Annotated in this window: 15 protein-coding genes; 3 read left to right on the plus strand and 12 right to left on the minus strand. The window is 48.2% G+C overall.

From position 1 onward, the window contains the following. Positions 1–102: 102 nt before the first annotated feature. Positions 103–306 (minus strand): hypothetical protein, encoded by a 204-nt coding sequence (locus QL234_RS11920; RefSeq protein WP_281558063.1) that lies wholly within the window; start codon positions 304–306, stop codon positions 103–105. Between the two features lie 122 nt (positions 307–428). Between QL234_RS11920 and QL234_RS11925 the strand changes: the two genes are divergently transcribed. Beyond that, a complete protein-coding gene (locus tag QL234_RS11925; RefSeq protein ID WP_281558064.1) occupies positions 429–1,934 on the plus strand; it encodes a membrane dipeptidase in 1,506 nt (501 codons plus the stop codon). Positions 1,935–2,247: 313 nt separating this feature from the next. Here QL234_RS11925 and QL234_RS11930 read toward each other — a convergent pair whose 3' ends face one another. Both QL234_RS11930 and QL234_RS11935 read right to left on the minus strand, forming a co-directional pair. Next, the gene (locus QL234_RS11930; RefSeq protein ID WP_281558065.1) at positions 2,248–5,055 is read right to left on the minus strand and encodes a ricin-type beta-trefoil lectin domain protein; all 2,808 of its coding nucleotides are present in this window, start codon (positions 5,053–5,055) and stop codon (positions 2,248–2,250) included. A gap of 480 nt (positions 5,056–5,535) precedes the next feature. Beyond that, positions 5,536–5,847, minus strand: a complete 312-nt coding sequence (locus QL234_RS11935; RefSeq protein WP_281558066.1) for a hypothetical protein — start codon at positions 5,845–5,847, stop codon at positions 5,536–5,538. A gap of 447 nt (positions 5,848–6,294) precedes the next feature. On the opposite strand from QL234_RS11935, the gene QL234_RS11940 reads away from it, so the two are divergent. Together QL234_RS11940 and QL234_RS11945 are read left to right on the plus strand one after the other, a co-directional pair. Next, the gene (locus QL234_RS11940; protein WP_281558067.1) at positions 6,295–7,530 is read left to right on the plus strand and encodes an aspartyl protease family protein; all 1,236 of its coding nucleotides are present in this window, start codon (positions 6,295–6,297) and stop codon (positions 7,528–7,530) included. A 246-nt stretch (positions 7,531–7,776) separates the two neighbouring features. Further along, complete coding sequence (locus QL234_RS11945; protein WP_281558068.1) at positions 7,777–8,700, plus strand: DUF1015 family protein; 924 nt, start codon at positions 7,777–7,779, stop codon at positions 8,698–8,700. 55 nt (positions 8,701–8,755) lie between these two features. On the opposite strand, the gene hisC is transcribed toward QL234_RS11945, so the two are convergent. The 9 genes from hisC to QL234_RS11990 all read right to left on the minus strand — a co-directional run bounded on the left by hisC (position 8,756) and on the right by QL234_RS11990 (position 20,646). Further along, entirely contained in the window at positions 8,756–9,928 is a 1,173-nt protein-coding gene (gene hisC, locus QL234_RS11950) for a histidinol-phosphate transaminase (protein WP_281558069.1), read from the minus strand. Continuing rightward, complete coding sequence (locus tag QL234_RS11955) at positions 9,928–11,319, minus strand: MATE family efflux transporter (protein WP_281558070.1); 1,392 nt, start codon at positions 11,317–11,319, stop codon at positions 9,928–9,930. The genes hisC and QL234_RS11955 overlap by 1 nt, the downstream gene beginning before the upstream one ends. Further along, positions 11,313–12,320: an ornithine cyclodeaminase gene (locus tag QL234_RS11960; RefSeq protein WP_281558071.1), complete on the minus strand. Its 1,008-nt coding sequence runs from the start codon at positions 12,318–12,320 to the stop codon at positions 11,313–11,315. The genes QL234_RS11955 and QL234_RS11960 overlap by 7 nt, the downstream gene beginning before the upstream one ends. A 1-nt stretch (position 12,321) precedes the next feature. Beyond that, positions 12,322–13,365 (minus strand): cysteine synthase family protein, encoded by a 1,044-nt coding sequence (locus QL234_RS11965; protein ID WP_281558072.1) that lies wholly within the window; start codon positions 13,363–13,365, stop codon positions 12,322–12,324. A gap of 85 nt (positions 13,366–13,450) precedes the next feature. Beyond that, positions 13,451–14,815 (minus strand): lysine/ornithine decarboxylase, encoded by a 1,365-nt coding sequence (locus QL234_RS11970; protein WP_281558073.1) that lies wholly within the window; start codon positions 14,813–14,815, stop codon positions 13,451–13,453. Continuing rightward, a complete protein-coding gene (locus tag QL234_RS11975) occupies positions 14,812–16,284 on the minus strand; it encodes a DUF3526 domain-containing protein (RefSeq protein ID WP_281558074.1) in 1,473 nt (490 codons plus the stop codon). The genes QL234_RS11970 and QL234_RS11975 overlap by 4 nt, the downstream gene beginning before the upstream one ends. Next, positions 16,281–17,681, minus strand: a complete 1,401-nt coding sequence (locus QL234_RS11980) for a DUF3526 domain-containing protein (RefSeq protein ID WP_281558075.1) — start codon at positions 17,679–17,681, stop codon at positions 16,281–16,283. Before QL234_RS11980 ends, QL234_RS11975 begins: the two co-directional genes overlap by 4 nt. After that, on the minus strand, positions 17,675–18,412 hold the full coding sequence (locus QL234_RS11985; RefSeq protein ID WP_281558076.1) for an ABC transporter ATP-binding protein: 738 nt from the start codon (positions 18,410–18,412) through the stop codon (positions 17,675–17,677). The genes QL234_RS11980 and QL234_RS11985 overlap by 7 nt, the downstream gene beginning before the upstream one ends. A 125-nt stretch (positions 18,413–18,537) precedes the next feature. Beyond that, complete coding sequence (locus QL234_RS11990) at positions 18,538–20,646, minus strand: TonB-dependent siderophore receptor (RefSeq protein ID WP_281558077.1); 2,109 nt, start codon at positions 20,644–20,646, stop codon at positions 18,538–18,540. Positions 20,647–20,649 lie beyond the last annotated feature (3 nt).

The raw sequence follows: 20,649 nt of genomic DNA on the forward strand, positions 1-20,649 counted from the left end.
GACGAGGCAGACTGCAGAAAGACGAAATTTTTTTAATTTGTGGTTTTATTGTCTGTTTGCCTGGCGGAGAAAATCGTTTTTTGACAAGAATGTGATGAGTTTTTATTTCTTCGGTTTACTTTCACTACCTGAAAACAATTGCAGTCGAGGGATAATAATCAGCAAGTGATAGTTAAAATTTTCTTTATTTACAGCAGCTTCTCTTATTTCAGCTAAGCTTGGTTTGTCAAACAATAAAAAAGGAGCTTTTGATGAAAAAGAAGACAAGGATGGAAAAAAAGTTGTCCCGCCAAATATTACCCGCACTCATTCGCCGAATACTTTCAGCAAGCAAGCGCTTATTTAGTCTTATGCTTTCACTGTGTTTTTTCTGTACAGGCCTGGTTTATGCCCAAGTGCCAAGCGAGCATAAGCCAGAGCAAGCAAACATGATAAACACAGCTGCTGTCACAGGTTTTGCCGATTTGCATGTGCATCAAATGGCAGAACTTGCTTATGCCGGTGCCTGGTTTCACGGCTCTCACCAGGGAGAAGAAGCCCATGCGCTTGCTGCGTGCAGCGGCGGTAATTTTTTTGGCGGCGATCATGCCAGAACGGTATTAACCGGCATAGTCAATGAAACCCTGGGCAGAGTTCCGGGCACTGAGGGCGATACCGGTTTGCATAAATATAAAAAGCAGGGCTTTCCCGAGTATAGCGGCTGGCCGCGCTGGGACAGCATAGCCCACCAGCAGGTATGGGAGGGGCATTTAAAACAGGCCCATGATGCCGGGTTAAGCCTGTATGTGATGTCGGCGGTAGACTATAAGCAGTTATGCGACATTATGCCCAATCGCAATAAAAAAGCGGGCTTGTCTTGTGATGAAATGCTCAGCGTTGATAAGCAGCTTGATGCGTTAGTTAATTTTACCGCCACCCGGGACTGGGTTGAAATTGCCACTAGCCCGGAGCAGGCCCGCACTATCATTCACCAGGGCAAGTTGGCGGCGGTGATGGCGATAGAAGCTTCCCATCTGTTTGCGGATCAGGACTGGCAATCTAGCCTGGATCACTTCTATAACAAAGGCGTCAGGGTGCTCCAGCCGGTACATCAAAGCGATAACCGCTTCGGCGGCGCGGCTCCCCATCATTTTATTTTTAAACTGTTTCAATTTTTAGAAGATATAGGCAATACCCCTATCGGTGAATTGGGCTTTATCCTGGATGAACAGGGAAAAAATATCAAAGGCCTCACCGAGGAAGGTAAGGCCATGATAGTGGCCATGATGGAGAAAAATATGCTCATCGACCTGGCCCATATGTCGGAACGTTCGGTGGCCGACACTTATGTTATGGCCAGGGAAAACCAATATTACCCTTTGATGATTTCCCATGGCCACCTGCGCTCTATTATGCTCGATGAAAAGCAAAAAGAAGAAAAAACCACCCCGGATAATATCGTTGCCATGATCCGGGAAACCGGTGGTATTTTTGGTTTAAGAACCGGTGCCGAGCAAGTGAAAAGCTATGGCCCCTCGGTTGTAGCCAATGATTGCGACGGCTCGGTTAAATCGTTTGCCCAGGCCTATGAATACGCCAGCCGTGGTTTAAAGGTGGATCTGGCTTTTGCCAGTGATATGAACGGTTTTATCCAGCAGCTCAGGCCCAGGTTCGGCGACAACAAAGAGGCCTGCGGCGCGTCGGGGAAAAATGCCATTGTTAAGGAGCAAATTGCCAAACAGCAAAACCCTTCCGGTACTGCCCTTGACTATGACGGTTTTGCCCATATCGGTGTCGAGGGCGACATTATCAGTGAATTAAAAAATTTAGGGGTCGATACCACTGCCATTGAAAATTCGGCGGAAAACTTTATCCGCATGTGGCAGCGTGGTTATGATAGCAACAGGACGGGGCCTTTGGATATTTCAGATATGGACACCGGCGGCATAGAGTAACCTGCAAATATGCATTTTATGCAAAAGTGACAGACGCGTATAGTCAGAAGTCTTAATCTATATCGCGTCTTGTTGTCATAAAATATTCGATCATTTCAGCATTAATAAGTGCATGTCTGTTAATTTGGCTCACAGTACTAAATGCCTTGGCAGCTTCATCATTATGAAGCTTAGTTTATGCAAAGAATAAATAAGCGAATTCCCAGGTGAAAGCCTTAAGAGGGGTTGCTCTGCCTTGGTTAATTGACAACCCCCTTCTTTCCTGAGCACCAACAATGATAAGCCGGCCAGTAAAAATAGCTTGGCTTGTATATTAGTAGGCGCTGATCCATTGTTGATTAGCTCCCCCTTGATAAGACCACAAGCCGACATTGCTGCTGTCGCCGCTGCCAAAAGCATGTACGGCGACTTGATGGGCTGCTCGGGGACGCAGGCTATTCCCTGTCAGATCCCAGCGCATATTGTCGGAGTCCTGGCAATTCCAGAGCACCAATTTACCGTTGTTGCGGAACTGACCGCCGTTGTCCAGGCATTTATTCCAGTTCAGGCGGCTGCGCATAAAGCCGGTGGATGGCTGATAAAACCACTGCTGTGCCCGGGTATTGTTGCACTGGTACGATTGCACATTAGTGCCGTTGAAAGTTCGTCCCCCGGCGACATCCAGGCACTTGCCGCTGTTTTTATTGATCAGTGAAAAGTAGCCGTCTTTGCTGCCTTTATCGTCAGGATATCCGCCATGGGTCATGTCTGTGGTCAGATATACCGGGCTTTTTCCCCGGGCCAGCATTTGATTAATGGCCGATTGCAGCTCAAGTAAATCGCTGTCAGTCAAGCCGGCATTGCCGTCGATGATCAGCGCAAAATGCAGCGAGTGGGCATTTTCTCCGCTATCGACATCATCCCAGATTCGCAGCAGTTGGCCGGCACCGGCTTGTTTGTGGGGATCAACACTGAGCATGACTTCGTTGTTGCTATGGTTGGGGCTGGCGGCTAGCGGCAGGTTTTGATGTACCCCCTTGTCGGTAACGATCACCAGGTTATCAGCCGCCATTAATCGCGGCAGATAAATTTCCGTGGGGGCGTCAGAGTTTCGCCCCCGCCAGGCGGCAAAGGCAAAGCGGGTATTGCGGAAAAACTCCTTGTTAATAAAACTGCCTGTCAGCGAGGCCCGTATGCTGTGGTAATTCATGGTCTCTGAGCCTTCGTCCCTGACCTTGCCTTCATAGGCAAAGTGCATCAAGTCTCCCTGTATCGCTCGCGGGTAAGCACGCTCTACCAGCTCCTGGCGTACATTATAATCGGCGCCGTAATGGCCGATCACCGAGAAGTTTTCGTTATTCCAGGCATCGTCCCGGGTTTTGATTTTATCGGGATTGCCGTTTTGTAACTCATAATGGTTGTCATAATAATAATCCCAGCCCCATTGGGTGCCGCTGACCAGGGGGGTATAAAAATCCACAAAACGGTCTTTACCATGACCCCGGTCTGAAGATTCCATGGCCTGATAGGTACCGTTAACCACACGCCCGGTATCGGTGTGACCATAACCTTCCAGCCACATGCCAAATTCGGATAAAAACGGCGCTAAATTTAAGTAACGGGCTTCATCCCGGATCTGATCTAAATTGGCGAAATAACTGCCGTTGCGGGCAATGGACAGATCTTCCACCCCCATACGCGCCTGATCATAAAAATGCGGGGTAAAGACAAAACCGTCACCGGGCTGATAATCAAGATAATGGCCGCCGGTTGCCGGGGCCGTAATGCCGGCGATGGAACTCCAGAACACCATAGGTTCGGCAAACACTTCCTTTTGCTGCCAGCCCTGCTGATTTAATTCTGCCCGGACCCGCTGATAAAAAGGCCATAAGATTTGATTATCAAAGTCTTTATAACTCATTTGCCCGATACCGCCGTCGAAAGGCTCATTAAGCGGTTCAATGCCGATAATTTTCGCAAACTCCTCCGGGGTGAGTTTAGATTTGATGTAACGGGCCACCTGCCCTATTTGCCAGACAAACGCCGTTTGCACATAGGTCAGGTTTTCCCCCAGGTCAACACCTGTCGCTGTCTCCCTTAAGACCAGGCGCTGGCTGCTGCTGTCGCTGCTGCACTCATGAAGTTTTAAATTACCGTTTTGCTCCTGAACACATTTATTGAAATCCATGGCACTGTGCAAGCGTCCGCGCTGATCGAGAATAAACTGTTGCGCCTTAGTGCCATTACAGCGGTAAATCTGAATATCGGTATTATCGGCGATTCTGGCGCCGGCAACATCCAGGCATTTGCTTTGATCCTGTGCCAAATGCAGGCTGCCGTCTTGTTGATAATGCCATTGCTGGCGGGGCTGGCCGCTGCAGCTTGCCGTTAATACCGTGGTAGAATTGGCTGTACTCCCTTCCTTGATATCGGCGCAGCTATTTTTTGCGGGCAGATATAATTCGGCGCTGGCCAGGTTTTGATCCATCACCCAATGATCATACCAAAAAGAACGCATGGCATTGCGTACCGCGCTGTCTGAGAGTTTATGCGCCGACCAGGTCACCTTGCAGGGTAAACCGCAATCGTCTTTGCCGTTAATATCCGATACCGCCCATTTAGGCGCGCCATTGCCGGTATCGTCGGAATCTGGGGTGAAGGTATGGCGGCTATACAGATCTGAGTGGTAATCCACTAATACATAGATATCATTGCGCATCGCCTCTTTCATATAGGCAATGGCCTGGTCAAGATACTGGTAGTTTATGGTGTTGGCGCCAGTGTGTATGCCTTCCCAGGCAACGGTGTAGCGCACGATATTGCTGCCGGTTTTTTGTCCCAGCAGCGACAAACTGGTGCGGGCGTCTTCGACATTTTTAAAAGGCTGAAAGCCAAATTGTGCCAGTTTCACTTGTCCGGAAACGTTAAAGCCGCGAAAGCTTCGTTCACGGCCCAAGCCGTCTTTGAATATTTTGTCCTGCTGGCCGTTATACTGTTTGATGCCTATGCTGATTTCGCTGGCAGCGGCACTGTCGGCATAATCAATACTGTGCTGGCCGGCAAAGGCCGGGGTAAGCAGTATGATGCCGGCCAACAGTATGCCACCGGGTACTCTTTGGTTTCTTTCAGCTTTTCTGTCCATGAGTTGTCCTTATTAAAATTTCCTTTTAATGGTCTGCTGAAATTTTTACGGCATATTGCTCCGCTTTGCTATTTCTTTATTGTTTTTCAATGGTTAATGTCTTCAACAAGCACTAAATTGGCTGCTTTTTTCCTGTCTATTCAAGGGGGGGAGCACTTCAGGCTTAGCGGCGGAAGTGCCGAGTTAGGTTCACGCCGATATCAGTCAGGTAAAAGGCCATGCGTTTGACCTTAACACTGCTGAGTATTTATCACGAATTTATAGGAGCATCGCTGCTCTGAGTAAAATGGATGCTGAAATATTGGTGGAGCTATCGTTGGCTTAAGTGGTTATTGTCGCGCCCTGCACATCAGCTGTTAAGAAGGCAAAGGTCATTTTTTCATTATAAATGCTAAAGCCCGGCTGGTTTGTCGATCCGGGCGATAGCATTTTATGATCACCGGTAAAGCGATAAAGTTTACCGGCTAAAAAAAGCCTTTGTTAATCGCAAAATGCAGGTCTGCCTGGGCCGTCATAATTACCCGCCAGGCATTGCTGTAAATCGTCTGCATATCCCGCTTCACAGTCAGCGCGAGAATGGCCTGTTTGCATGCAACCGGCAATATCTCTGTCGTTTTGATAATAACATCTTGCATCGCTGCCGCACTGTGGTGCTGAAACAGTATATAAAGAGGTTAATCCAATACCGAAGCCCAGGGCTAACGCTGATTTTTTGATATTTAACATTGTCATTCCTTTTATTTTATTAAATAAAAACTCACCTTTAACAGTGAATTCTTGGGTATCAAACAAGCAACAGAGGCCTGTTTGGCTTTGCATCGCTATGCGAATTTATAACCAGCAGATCAGGCTGGAGCAGTCAATAAGGTGTTTTTAGTTCAGTTTGTCGCAGGCGGCGATACTGAAATTGTTACCTTATGGAGATATACAACAACCTAAAAGTGTATTTTGTATATTTTATACTCTTGTTTTGTTGGAATTGCAATTTTGTGGCGAATATTTATCCAAATGGCGATAAAGTTTCTTGTTTGAGTTTTTATCAGGGAAGGAAATAACCGTTATCGATAAGTGAAATTTGAGCGTTTCTGCTGGCATCGCCCGCTTCTTATAGGGTGAAGCTAATAAAGCAGTTATAAAGGTTTAGCCTGGGTTATCGATGCCCAGTGCTTATTTTCACATTCATTTCACACATCGTTGATTAGTCTTACCCCAGTGTATACAACCAAATGATGATGAAAGATGTTCAAAAAAACATTATTACTTTTTACTAGTGTGCTTGTCTCTAGCCTAAGTTTAGGCGGCTGTGAAGTCATTAACTCTATCCGTATGATGCAAATAAATTCAGACGCCGAGCCAGTGTTGTCGAGTAAAGAGCGCATTAGATTAAAATCTAAATTTATGGGGGAGAAACCCTATATATATGCCACTGTGGATGGTGAAGAATTGCTGTTTCTGCTTGATACCGGTGCAAGTTTTTTTATTTTAATGGATACGCCAAAAGTACGTAAGCTTGCTTTAAAGCGCGGCTTTGATTTATCTCTTGGCGGATGGGGCGAGCAAGAGGATAGTCAGGCTTTTCAAACGGATATTGGCCGTATCGATCTTGGCGGTGTATATTTTGATGATATCAAGGCCGCTGTTATTCCCGTGTCGAAAAGTCCTTATTACTTACGAGCCGATGAAGCCATTGATGATGGCGTCATAGGACATGACATCATGAAACATTTTACCTGGGAGATTGATGCCGCTAATAATGAAATCTATATCTCTCAAGCCAAATATCAACCCGAAGCGAATGCCCGGTATTTCGAATTAGATGAGTTTTTTAATAAAATCAGTATCAAAGGTGATTTGGCATTTAATAACGAACATGTCGCCGATGGTGAGTTTATTATCGATACCGGCAGCCGACATTACGTTAAACTCAGCAGCGCATATCCAAAAAATCATAACATTAAAATAGCATCAAGCCGCGTGCGGGCAGCAGACTTTGGTGTCAGCGGCAAAGTGGAGCATGACCGGGTTATTCTGCCGTCCTTGGCGCTTGGCGATATAAAATTAGACAAGGTCAAAGTTAATTTAATCCCGGGTGGTGATGAAGACGATTGGTGGGTTTTAGGCAACGCGTTGATGAATCAATTTAAAACCGTGATTGATTATAAACATGAAGCTTTCTATCTAATTCCGCAGCAAGAATTTGTGACCGATCACAACTTATTTGGCTTGGAGTTACGAAAAATTCGTAGCGGTGAATTTGTGGTGCGTTATGTTTTTCCCCAACTGGCCGCGAGCAAGTTAGACTTTAAGGTTGGTGATCTTGTTACTCGAATAAACAGTCAAAATTCCGCTGATATTTCGTTAAGCGAATACAATGATATTGCGTCTGAAGCCGGCGAACATCAAATATGTATTGAGCGACAAAACCAGTGTTTTACCCTTGAAGCGAAACATATCGAGGGATACTCAAACTTGTAGTGACTAAGTCATGGCTTTTTTGGTATCTGTCGTGGTCAACTTGTATTGGCCACGGACTTGTTTTCTTCTTAGCGCCGACAAGCTCAGGCCGGGTAAAAACACCAGGACTCGGCAGAATAAGCGAGCTGTGATTTTATCACTTTTAATTCCTTTCTTTATTTGTAAAATCTTATAAAAACAATATAAAGAAAACTCTTGTTGTTGTGATAATATCACAATAATTATTGATTGTTATGGAGTGTTATCATGCTGAACACTTTAGGCTATGTTCAGAATAAGCCTTTTTATTTGTATAAAATCACCACCGAAGGCCGTGAAGCCGTTGGCGTTTTACTTGAGTATGCGGTAAATCAGAAGGACAGTGTACCGTTATTGCCTCACGAGCAAATCAATATGTCACATGCTATGAAGATCAAAAAAATTCTCCACAGGCAAAGTGCTGAGCTGCCCCCCTGTGCGTTGATTGCCGATCTGGATTTTACCGCCTTGAACTGGCAAGCAAAGAGTGAGCAAATAGCACATTGGCACAATGAAAAGAGCGACAGTGAGCACGCTTTATATGTATTAACTTGCGATAACAGCACACAGCTTTTGGCCGCGCAATTAGCCAAACAAGAGTCGCTGTTAATTGCCGATGGTCACCACCGTGCTTTTGCCGCCAGTTTACCGCATGCCCCTTTAACAACTTTTCCCGTATGGCTCACTTCCAGCTGTATTGATGTTGACAGCTTTTCACTGAGTGTTGATATTCAAAACCATGTTAATTTTGACGGCTTGAAGCACCACCTTGATACATTTGATATTAAATCCTGTGATCCCGAGGAGGCTGATTATGTTTTTTATTATCAGCAACAGGAGTTTGGATTTTCTTATTCCGCGGCGAACGGCAATTCTTATAAGATACAGCACCAAATTCGAACGGCGCTTGCAAAGATGAACGGTTTGTTGAATTTAACGCCGGTACGGAAAAACTCAGTAAAACAAGAACCCCTGATCGGTGGGCAAGGGAAAGCATTGCCAGAGGAGCAGCAGACGATATTGATCAGGCTGACGGCGCCGAAAATAACCGACATCATAAGTGCGGCCAAACAAGGTCATTATTTCCCTGAAAAATCAACTTACTTCCCGCATAAAACCTCGGCGAAAGCGCTGGCTTTACTTAACGCTTAACCTTAACCTTTTTGGCAGTTAAAGGCCTGCCGCTAGATGTGGCAGGCCTTTTTCTTTATAAATTCCCCGTTTTTAACTTGTTGTCTTTTAATATTTCCGCCAGCGCCTGAACAAAGCGATTATTTTGCTGCTCCAGTCCTATGGTCATGCGAATATAATGCTCGTATCCCGGCTCTTGCCATGGCTTGACCATAATGCCGTAACCAAGCAATAATCCGGCAACCTCGGATGCATTTCTTTGGCAATCGATAAACAAAAAATTGGCCAGCGATGGCGCAACAAACAATCCCATGTCCTGCAGTACAGGAATCAGGCGCATGCGCTCCTGCCTGACCAAATCGACGGTTTGTTGCAAATAACCGGGGTCATCCAGTACGGCTAATGCCGCTGTTTGTGCCAGGCTGTTGACATTATAAGGGGTGCGCACCCGGTCGAGATAATCAACCATTTGACTATCTGAGACCAGGCCATAGCCTACCCTTAAGCCCGCTAAACCATAAGCTTTTGAAAATGTCCGCAGTATTATCCAGGGACGGGATTGCGCGGATAAGATTGCCAGGCTGTCGGCAAATGCGTTTTCGTCTTGTGCAAATTCAAAATAGGCTTCATCCAACACAATAAGGGTGTCTTCAGGGCAGGCGGCAACACAGGCGGTTAAACTTTTGTGATCTAAAGTACATCCCACAGGATTTGACGGATTTGCCAGCATTAATACTTTCAGATCCGGCATCTGCGAAATATGAGTCAGCCAGCTATCGACATCGTATTGCATATTGGCGGTCATGGAAACGGCAGTCACATCTGCCCCCATCATATTGGCGTAGATAGGATGCAAACTGAAGGTTGGCCTGGCAACCAAGACCTTATCCCCGGGCTTGATAAAGGCTTTGCACAACATGGCCAAAATATCCTCCGAGCCGTTACCGACCACAAGACTATCACAGGGGAAGCTTAACTGCTGTGCCAGTGCTTGACGTAACTGGCGGCACTGGCTGTCGGGATAACAAGCCGATGTTTTAAGGGATTCGTCCAGCGCCCGGGTGACCCGGGGGCTGACGCCGAACGGGTTTTCATTCACCGATAAGTTGATCATCTCGACATCTGGCCGGTTGGCTTTTGCCTGCTGCAATGTTTGCCCTGCGCCGTAAGGCGGCAACTCGGCCACTTCGGGCCTGACCAGGACATGAACTGAGTGTTCGCTTTCGTTATTGCTAATCTTGGTAACCATTAAACGTTTCCTCCTTGCGGGTCAGTTGAAAGCTCCGGCATATTGCTGAGCCTGTTAATGTGGCGGTTGAAGCACCAAAATTGCGATATTGCGGTCACACTTAATCCCAGCATCAATCCATACCAAACCCCTTCAATGCCTAACTTAACTTCAACACTCATCAGCCAGGCAAGGGGCAGTCCAATGCACCAGTAGCCAATTACAGACAGGGAAAAGGCGCTTTTGACATCACCGACTCCCCGTAAAATACCGACCCCGATATTTTGCCCGGCATCGAAAATTTGCAAAAAAGCGGCAATAAATAATAATTGGGTGGCAATTTCTACCACCTGGGAGTTTTGTAATTCGTCGGCGCTTAAAAAACCGTACAGTACCCAGTGCGGGGCCATGAAATAAACCGCCATGATCATCAGCATAATGCTCACGGCACTGCCTATCGCCAGGTGGGCAATACGCCGGGCATGGGCAAAGTTTTCCCTGGCATGGGCTTCACTGATATAAATCGAGGCTGCCGAGGAAATGCCCGCCGCCACCATAAAGACGATGTAGACGATTTGCATCACCACCATGTGGGCGGCGAGTTCGCTGACCCCTAAGGTGGCGACAAACAAGGATAAGACGGTGAAAAATCCCGCCTCAGAGCCGTAGGTGGCTGCCACCGGCAAGCCCATTTTCCAGGTAGCCGACAAAGCCTGTTTATCGGTTTGCCATATCTTCCAGGTAAAATAGCGTTTTAGCTGGGGATGACGCCTGATAAAAAACAGGAACAGTAAAAATGATAAAAACAAGACAATACAGGTGGCAACGGCGATGCCGATAAAACCTAAGGCAGGCAAGCCAAAGGCGCCAAAAATAAAGCCATAGTTAAGGATCAAGGTCAGTAATACCGAAATACCCGTGATCATCAGCAAGGGCCCGGGCGCTTTAAGGCCGACACTGAAGTGGCGCACACTCTGAAACCAAAAACAGGGTAAAACGCCGATGGCAACCACGGATAAATAAGCGGTTGTCTTTTCCGCGACTTCAGGCACAGTACCCAAGAGCAATAACAGCGGCTCACTCAGTAACATCAGCACTGAAAACAATACCCCGATCAATGTGCCCAAGAGTAAACTGGCATTGAGTAAAGGAGTGATGCGCTCAGGTTCATTTTTACCTACGGCATAAGACACCAGGTTACCGGTCGCTGTGGTCAGCCCCTTTCCTACGGTGACAAATTGATTGAAAATGGCAATGGCCAAGCCGCCTGCGGCTAAATCGAGCGGACTGAGCATGCCCAACATCGCCAGGTCTATTGTGGCTATCGCCACATACAATAAGTTGGTTAACACCAGCGGTCCGGCAAGGCGGCCGATATGTTTGAGATCTGAAAAGTTACCGGCCGTTACCATAGTTTTGCCGCCTGCATTTTATCTTCTCCTTTGGCAAATTCAGCAACAGCGCGGCCCAGGGCAACATCTGTGATGATCATGCCGCTGTTATAGGCAAAAATTATTTCATCTTTGTGGCTACGGGCCGGTTTCTGCTGCTGGATGATTTCAGTTAAGGTGGCGGCGACTTGCGGCAATTGACCCTGTTCATCTAACAGGTCATCGCCGGTGACTTTCATTTGCCCTTCATCTGTGGTTATCACCCGATCGGCTTTATGCAGCACGTCTTTTTCTATGCCGTAACCCACCAAAATAACCACAGCGCCGGGTTTTAACCATTCATGGCGAATATTCTCTTTTGCCGATAATCCTGTAACCGCTAAAATAATGTCGGCATCGCGCACCGCGGCTTCTAAATCGCTTGATACTTCCACTTCGCGCTCGGGAAAACGGCTGGTTACATTCTCCTGCACCGCCGCTACGCCGGCCTGGTAGCTGCCGTGGACAATTAAACGGGATAATTGCGGCATGGCCGTTACCAGCATAGGTAAGGCGATCTGCCCCTGTTCGCCGCTGCCGACAACCAGGGCGGTTTTGGCATCCGGGGTGGCCGCGGCTTTGGCAAACAATGCCGAGGTTGCCGAGGTGCGCATCGGTCCCAGTTGCTTGACATCCATTAAGGCCAGCGGCTGGCCGGTCAGGTCATCGCATAAAAAGATAAAGGAGTAGAATTGATATGACCCCCGGCTGCGGTCGGGATCAAATTCATAGACCACTTTAAAGCCCACTGTCTGGCTGCCGGCATCCCTGCCCGCCATGCTGTAGGCAATGGAATGGCCGTCTTGTGGGGTCATGATCACTTTTAGCGGATTATTAGAATCCGGGTGGTCTATGGCTCTAAAAGCCTGCTCAACCACCTCGAGCACCCGCGAATAGGGAAAGTTTAATTGTGCCAGGGTGTCGGCATTTAAAATCGGTAAATGCTGCATTGGCTCTTTGTTGCCTGTGTTCTCTGCGTTCATCTTATTCTCCTTGTTTAGTTGTTAACTGCTGAAAAAGTGCGTCTAATTCGTTATCGATGGCGGGCGCTATCAGTTGGTGGTTTTGCATCCAGTCATCGTTGAAAACCGTGTCTAAATATTTTTCCCCGCCGTCACATACCAGGGCGACCATAGTGCTGTTGGCAGGCGCCTTTTTAAGCTGTTGCAGCGCTTGATAAATAACGCCACCGGCCGAGCCCCCCACCATTAAGGCGTATTTTTTTGCCAGGTAACGGGCGGTATTAAAGGCTTGCTGATCGGAAACTTTTAAACCGTTATCGATTAGGCCATATTCAATCACCGGGCCTATTTCTGCCCCTTCCGGCGTGCCTGTGCCAGACTGGTGGTAAGGTTTACCCGGGCCGCCAAAAATTACCGACCCCTCGGGCTCAACCCCGGTAACCTCAAGCTGATGGCAGCCCAAGTCGCGCAATTCCCGGGTTGTGCCGCAAATAGAGCCGCCGGTGCCGACAGCGGCAACTAAATGGCTGATATCCTTGCCGAGATCTGTAACCAGTTCCCGGGCAAGGTCGATATAACCCCGGCTGTTGGCAAAGTTTCTATGTTGTGCGGTCCAAAAGGCGCCTTGATCTTCGGCTAAGGTTTGTGCCATGTCATCGCGCACATGGGTGGATAACTCATCACAGCCCTGCTCGCTGACACAAATGACTTCGGCGCCAAAGGCTTTCATGTTGCTGATTTTCTCCTTGGCAGCGTGGTTATCAACCAGGGCGGTAAAGCGGTAGCCGCGCTCGGCACACAGCATTGCCAAGCCGGTACCGGTGTTACCGGACGTTGATTCAACCACCCAGCCTCCGGGTTTAAGCAGGCCCTGCTCTTGCGCTTCATCCAGCATGGCTTTCGCCATGCGTATTTTGGCGCTGCCGGTAGGGTTGAATTGCTCCAGTTTCAGCAGCAGGCGGCTGCCATCCGTGGTTTTTATCAGTTCCACTAAGGGGGTATTTCCTATGTTTTGCGACAGTTTGGGTGAATTTTGGCCGCAAAAAGCCTGTGCATCTATTGTCATATATGCGCTCCGTAAGTGTTAAGTTGTAGTATTAGCTGCTGGCTTTGGCTGCCAGCTATTTATTGATTATCTAATTGCCAGCTATTTATTGATTATCTAATTGCCAGGTAATGGTCTCTCCGGCCAAACTGACCGCTATTTTCCGGGGGGGACTGGTTGAATGAAAAGCCGACTCATTGGAGTCCATCTGGTAACCGGCGGTATTGATATAGGCGATGAGATCCTGCTTTTTCGGATATTGCTCAAAGGAAATAAAACGCCAGCTGAGCATGTCATCGTCCAGGCAAGTGTTACCGCCGATGGCGACTTTATACAGGGACTCTGCGCCGGTATCTGCGAGCGGTATGTTCTCCCTGGATGGGATTAACAGCGGCGAAGGCAGGAATTCACTGTTAAACCACTGCTCCGACAGTGAAAAACTCATGCCTTTAACGGTTGCTATATGACAATCAGAGGTGCCCGCGACGGGTTTGCAACCCTGCACCGAAAATAAACTGATACCCGCCTGATCGAGCAAGGCACGCCCGGGCTCCAGCATCAAGCACAGAGATAGCTCCCGAAGGCGCTGACCAAGCATCTGCTGCTGTTCGTTTTTTTGCTGCAAGACTTGCTCAAGCGCATCGGGCCCGGTACAGGGGTTGTGATAGGGATAAAAACCGGCAAAGGTTTTACTGCCGTGAAAAGCCTCATAGTCCAGCGACTGTTGCCAGCTATCGTCAGCCAGGTAGGATACCGCAAAGCCGCCGCCAATATTGATGTGGTTGCATTTAAACCCTAATTGCTGTGCCTGGACAATATAATCAATGAGTTGATGGCCTGCTTCGCCCCGTTGCGCGGTAGAATATCCCGATAAATGGCAGCTGAAACCTTGCAAATAAATATGCTCGCGCCACTGAAAACACAGGGAAAATGCCTGATCCAATTCAGCTGTCGCTAAACCGAAGCGGCTTTTCTTCTGGCTTTGCGGGCGTATCCTCAACAAAATTCGCACCCCGCGGGTTTGCTTGGCCAAACGGGCCAGGCAAACCAGATCTTTTAATTCATTGAGGGAGTCGATGGCAATTAATGCATTATGGGCGATGGCCAGGCTTAATAGCCGGTCGCATTTATGCGGCCCGGAAAGGCCGATGTCATCACCTTTAATGCCCGCCGCCAAGGCCAGTTCAAATTCGGCAATACTGGCAACGTCGATGCCGATTTGCTGTTGGGCGCACGCGGCGGCAAAGCATTGCGCCTTATTGGCTTTTTTAGCAAACAACAACTTGTGATTGATGTTATGCCGGTCGAGCACCTGCTTGAAGGCAAAGATGTTTTGCTTAAATATCTCGGGAAACAGCAGGTGCAGCGGTGAGCCTAGTCCATTGATCCACTCCTGCAATTTATCCTTATTTACTTGCATCAGGGATTGGATTTGCGGATGGCAAATGGCGTCAAACGAGGCTTGTTTCATACCAGGGCTCCGTTTATTTGACCGCGGTTCATTTTTGTCAGCCGAAAAACCGCCAAAAAGATAAACAATCCCGCCAGGGCCCATAAGCTTAAAAGGCTGCTCCAGGGGGGAACTACGGCTTGCTCCCGGTAGTGAAACTCAGGGATAGGGGTTAAATCCGGCAAAGTAATATCGGCATTACAACCGCTGCAAGGGGTAAAGTCTCCCTGCTGGTGTGCACTGACTATCCGCCGTTGGAAAAAAGTGCGTAAGGCCTGGTGATGCTGCAATACCTGTTCGATAAAATCCTGGTGACGCTTTAAACCGTTGCCGGATAAATCAAATAATGCCTGCTGCAACAAGGTTGCCGGTGAGATAAATTTAAATTGTTCAACCCGGTTTTGCTGTGCCATCAGCACCGCTTGAAACGCATCATCATAGGGCTGCATTGCCGTTTCGATAGCGGTGATTTTTGCTATTTTTTTGCTTGCATAATCAACAGGTTTTACCGGATCGTTATTTTTTGCCAGCTCCGGGTGATCCTGGAAAAACTGCGCCAATACCTGGCTTGACGCTTTGTCCGCGTCATCGGATTTATCGCGCAAGGTGTCAACGTATTCGATACGTGACGGCGCGGTATTGGCCGTGACTATGGCGGTATTTAGTACCGACGGAAATATTATGACAAAGCCTAACCAGGCAATGGTCAGCACAGCTGCGTTATAAGCCGATGTGTTTCCCAAACTGATCACTAAAGCCGATAAGGCCAGCCAAAATGCGGCATAGCCCAGCACTAAAGCGATAAAAACAGTCAGTGACAATGCCGTTATGCCCTCGGAAAAAAACATCAGCGCCGCCAGGCTGACGGCAAAAAACGGCACTAAGATCACACACGAGCGGATGCATAACTGATTAAACAACAGGCGCAGCGGTGATAATCCCTGCAGCATCAACAACTGCAGCTGGCCTGACTGTTTTTCCTGCGCCAGGGCATTAAAACCTGAGCTTATCAGCAGTAAAGGCAAGATATAGATGGCAAAAAATGCCAGATCAAATTTACCTATCAACAGCCCCAGCGGATGGACATAGTCATACTGGTTGATAAAAGCCTGTTTTTCACTGACCAGCATCCGAAAGAAATAGGGCTGGACATCACTTTGGCCAATTGCCGTCAAGGCCGTGGGCAAAGGGGGTTTAGTGGCATAATTCACCATGAGATAAAAGGCCTGGCCGCGTAAGTCATGGATATCATCCCACCAGTTAACCGGCGATGTTAATGCTTCACGTGCGGCTAATGTTTGTTGTGCATGGCTGATGGCTTGCTGCTGCTCTTGCCCGGCATTGCTGATAACTTCGCTTTGCAGCGCCGCCCATTGGTAACCGTTATAACAGGCCAAAGCCGTAAAACATACCGTCACCGCGACCATGAGCCATAACAAGCGCTCGCGTACCAGGTTTTTAAGTTCATTTAGACAAATTAGATTATTCATTGCTGCCCTTCCTTCTCAATGCGCCGCATTGCCAGATAAGTCGCCACCGCAAGTGTCACCAACCATTGCAATAAGCTCAATGCCGCCCAGGCATAATTGGCCATCAGACTTGTTATGTGTGGATACTGATAATGAAAAGCCGGAATTTTTTGCCAAAGGTGGTGATCCCCCTGGTAACCGTGCGCATTATCGGCGCCGTTATCTTTTAAATCGTTATTAAGGGTTTTTTGCATCAGGCGACGGTGTTTTTCCCCGGCCTGGTTAAATAGCTGATGATGCAGCAAGTCGGTTCCGGCTGCCGCCATCGACAGGGTTTGCAAAGCAATGAAGGGGCTAAACAGTGCACCCACCTGATAATGCTGGCTTTGTGCTTCCAGCTGGCTTTGCCTTTGGCCAAATAAGCGGTCAAACACCTTGTCCGAATACTGCTCGCCAAACTGTAATTGCGCACCCGACCAGGCAAAAGGTAAATCGGCGACATCATCTACGCCATATTCTGCCAGGGTCTCTTGCTTAAAACGGGCAATGGCTTGTTGGCGCTGTGGGGTATAGACCTCGGATTCCAATTTAGACTGAAAGACCTGTGCCGACTCGGTCGGGTAGCGATGAACAGCATCTTCAATGGTAAATTTAGGAATTAATAAACATACCGCACACCAAATCACTAACAGGGCTATCAGGGCATTGCGTGTGGTCCAGGCATAACTTGACACGATAATGGTTAATAATGACCAGAGCAGGATATAGAGGCCGTAGCTTACGGCAAACAAAACACTGCGACCCGGATCTAAGCTGTCAGTTAACAGCAGGGAAACCAGCAGGTAAAGTGCGACAGGAAGCAGAAATAATAAACCTAACCCGGTTAATGACGCCACCTTAGCCATAAACAATTTTTTAGCGCTGACACCATTGGCCAATAACTGCTTTAAGGTGCCGGATTCGCGCTCTGCGGCTATGCTGTGAAAACCAAACAAAACGATTAATAACGGCAACAGCACCTGGATAATAAATGCCGGGTTTAAATTGCCAAAGCGTTGCATGGGGATCGCATCCTGGATCGGGCGAAACAGGGTATCGTTTTTTTTGTGGGCTTCTAAACGCAGTACCGAGCCTTGATAATCGGACAAGCCGGGATCTAACACCGCCAGCGGCGGATCGGGTTTGATAATGTACACCCCGTAATGGGCTGCGGCATGCGGCCCCTTGGCGCCCTGGTTTAACCAGCGCTCCCGCTCTGACTGGCTGACCTGCTGTTTCTGGCTTTGCAGCTGCTGATAACCGTGCCAGCTGGAAAACAGCGCACCGGCGAGCAGCAATAAGACGATGGCCCCCAGCCACATGGTGCGTCCTTCGCGTTTGCTTTCAAGCCATTCTTTTTTCAGGGTTATCATCAACATGTGCTTGCCACCCTGACATGCTCTAAATATAAAGATTCCAGCTGTACGTCTTGAATATTATTTCCGGTAAGCTTATGTACCAGCTGTCCCTGATTCATAATCGCCACCGAATGGGCGTCTTCCTGGGCGCGGTATAAATCATGGGTTGCCATTAAAATGGCCACGCCGCCTTGGGCCAGCGACTGGATCAGCTGGCTAAATTCATGGCTGGCCGAGGGATCTAAACCTGAGGTAGGTTCGTCTAACACCAGTGCTTTGGCATTTTTGGCCAGCGCTATGGCAATGCCGACTTTCTGGCGCATGCCTTTGGAATAGCCGGCAATGGCCTTATGAATGGCATGTCCGGGTAAGTTCACTTTTTCAAGCAGTTGCTGAAATTGCTGCGGGCTTTTATTGACGCCGGCAATTTTGCTCATATAAACCAGGTTTTCTAAGCCGCTCAATTTAGGGTAAAGGGCGACCTGCTCCGGGATATAGGCCAGTTGCTGACGCGCTTTGACAACATCTGTGACGGGATTGATGCCGCCTATGCTGACTTCACCGCCGTCAGGTTTTAAAAAACCGAGCAGGCAGTTGATGGTAGTGGTTTTACCGGCGCCATTGGGTCCTAACAGCGCCAGGATTTCCCCTTGTTTTACCGTAAAGGAGATATCGCGCACCGCCTGATACTGTGCGAAATGTTTACTGAGATTGGTAACCTGTATTACCTTTTTTTGATTATTTTCATTCATGACTCGATCCTTAAGGACAATGCCAACACCCTGCCCCTGAAATAGCCGTGTCCTGGAGCCAGTATCACTAGATACGGCCACCATCAGCTAGGACTATGATCAGCGGCGGGTATTAATCCTTATTGTTAAAATGCAACGCTGGCAGATAAAGAAACGGTACGTCCGCGACCCGGAGCGACCCCCCAATCAATGCCCTTGGCACCTGCCGATAACCAATATTCTTTGGCAAACAGGTTTTCTACTTTTAAGCGCAAGGTGGTATTGAGGGCGGCCAGATCGTAGCGGGCACCGGCATCAAAACGGGTGTAACCGGGTACTGAGAGCGTGTTTTGCACATCTTGCTGGCGCTCGCCAACGTAATAAATGCCCAGGTTGGCACTTAACTCCTGCATCATCGGCAGGCGATAATCTAAAAATAAACTGGCCTGCTTTTTCGGGACGTTGGCGGGACGGTTACCGTTTAAAACCGCTTCACCCTCAAGCCCGGTTAACTTGGCGTTCATTGCCGTCAGTGAAGCTACTACTGATAAGTGTTCGGTGATTTCGCCATTGATATTCAGTTCAAGACCGCGATGTGACTGGACACCGTCCTGTACAAAGTAATTTGTGATCTTGTTATGGTATTCAAGCATTTTTTCTATTTCAAAAACGGCAAGGGTATAGGTGGCCTTACCCAGGCGGTATTTGATGCCCGCTTCAAGCTGTTCGCTTTCCTGTGCGCCTAATGACTGGCCTTCGTTTATTGCGCCGCTGCCGATCACGGCAACACCGCCCTCGCCCGCACCTTCGGAATAACTCAGATAAAAAGACAGATCATCCCCCGGGTTATAATTGAGTCCCAAGATCGGCGTATTAAAGCTTTCGTCATCCAAGGTGACTTTTGTAGGGCGCTGGCGCTTTTTATATTGAATGTGGCGCAGGCCGACCGTTGCCGAGAACTGATCGGTAAAATTGATTTGATCTGTGATAAAGACCGAACTTTCTGTGGTGTCGGTACGGGTTGCTTGCGGGTATTGGGGAAATTCGGGTTTATCCGTGTGAATCGGGTTAAAAATATTGCCTACCTGATTATCCAGGTTAAACCAGCGACCATCATGTGATACGTAATCGCGAAAGCTGATGCCGGTAACCAGCTCATGTTCAATCGCCCCTGTGGTTAAAGCGCCGCTGATAAAGCTATGTCCCGACAGGGTACGGTAGCTTTCATCCGGGGTTACCAGGATCCCCGAAGACAATACATCCCCTTGCTGGTTCACTGCATAAATATCGGGAAAGATCGTAAAACGATCGTTGGTGGCATAAGCAAGCTGTGTCACCCACTGCCAGTTTTCGTTTAGCCAATAATCGGCTCTTGTTGCCAGGTTGAAGGTCTGTGTTTCATATAAAGCCCAGGGTTGGCCAAGCAGTACTTTACTGGTATCGACATAAGGCGGCAGCACCTTTTTACCTGGCTGGTCAGGATCTGAAGCCAAGCCAATCAATGGCTGAGAAACCATGGACTTATCCTGATAATCAAGATCGATACGCACCAATAAATCATCCAAAGCCTGCCAGTCGAATGCCGCGCTGGCGAAATACCTTTCAAGATCATCGCCGCCGTTAAAATCACCGGTATCTTCAACGGCGGCATTAAAGCGATAGCCTAAGGTTGAGGCCAGCTTGCCCCCGGTATCCAGGTGCAGGTATTTACCATCACGGCTGCGTAACTCGGTGGTGACTTCAACAAAGTCGTCCCGGGTGGGTCTTTTGGTGACATAGTTCACCGTTCCCCCGGGGTTGTTAAACCCTGAGACCAGGCCCGATGGCCCTTTAAGTACGTCTAATCGTTGAATGTTTTCCAGCGGTACATCTTGAAAAGGTGCTACTGCCAAGCCGTCTCGGCGCAGGCCATTGGTCCAGTCCAGCTGAAAGCCCCGTAAACTGACGAAATCAAAGACACTGCCGATGGCGTTGTTTTGCACGGATGCATCATTGGCTAATACCTCACCCAGTGTGCGCGCCCGCTGATTCAGGATTAACTCTTCAGAAAAGGATTGCACTGAGATCGGCAAGGTAAAGGGATCTTTGATCCCTAATGCCGCGGCATTAACATCCCGTGCATCATACAAAGGCGTACGCGTGCCGGTAACTTTTATTTTTTCTATTTCTTGTTGTGCTGAAACTTGGGCTGCAAGCGGTTGGCTCATTGACAGTAAAGGTATCAAGACACCGCTAAAAGCTAATCTTTTATTCATTGT

The sequence above is a fragment of the Thalassomonas sp. RHCl1 genome (assembly GCF_947387555.1).
Classification (GTDB): Bacteria; Pseudomonadota; Gammaproteobacteria; order Enterobacterales; family Alteromonadaceae; genus Thalassomonas.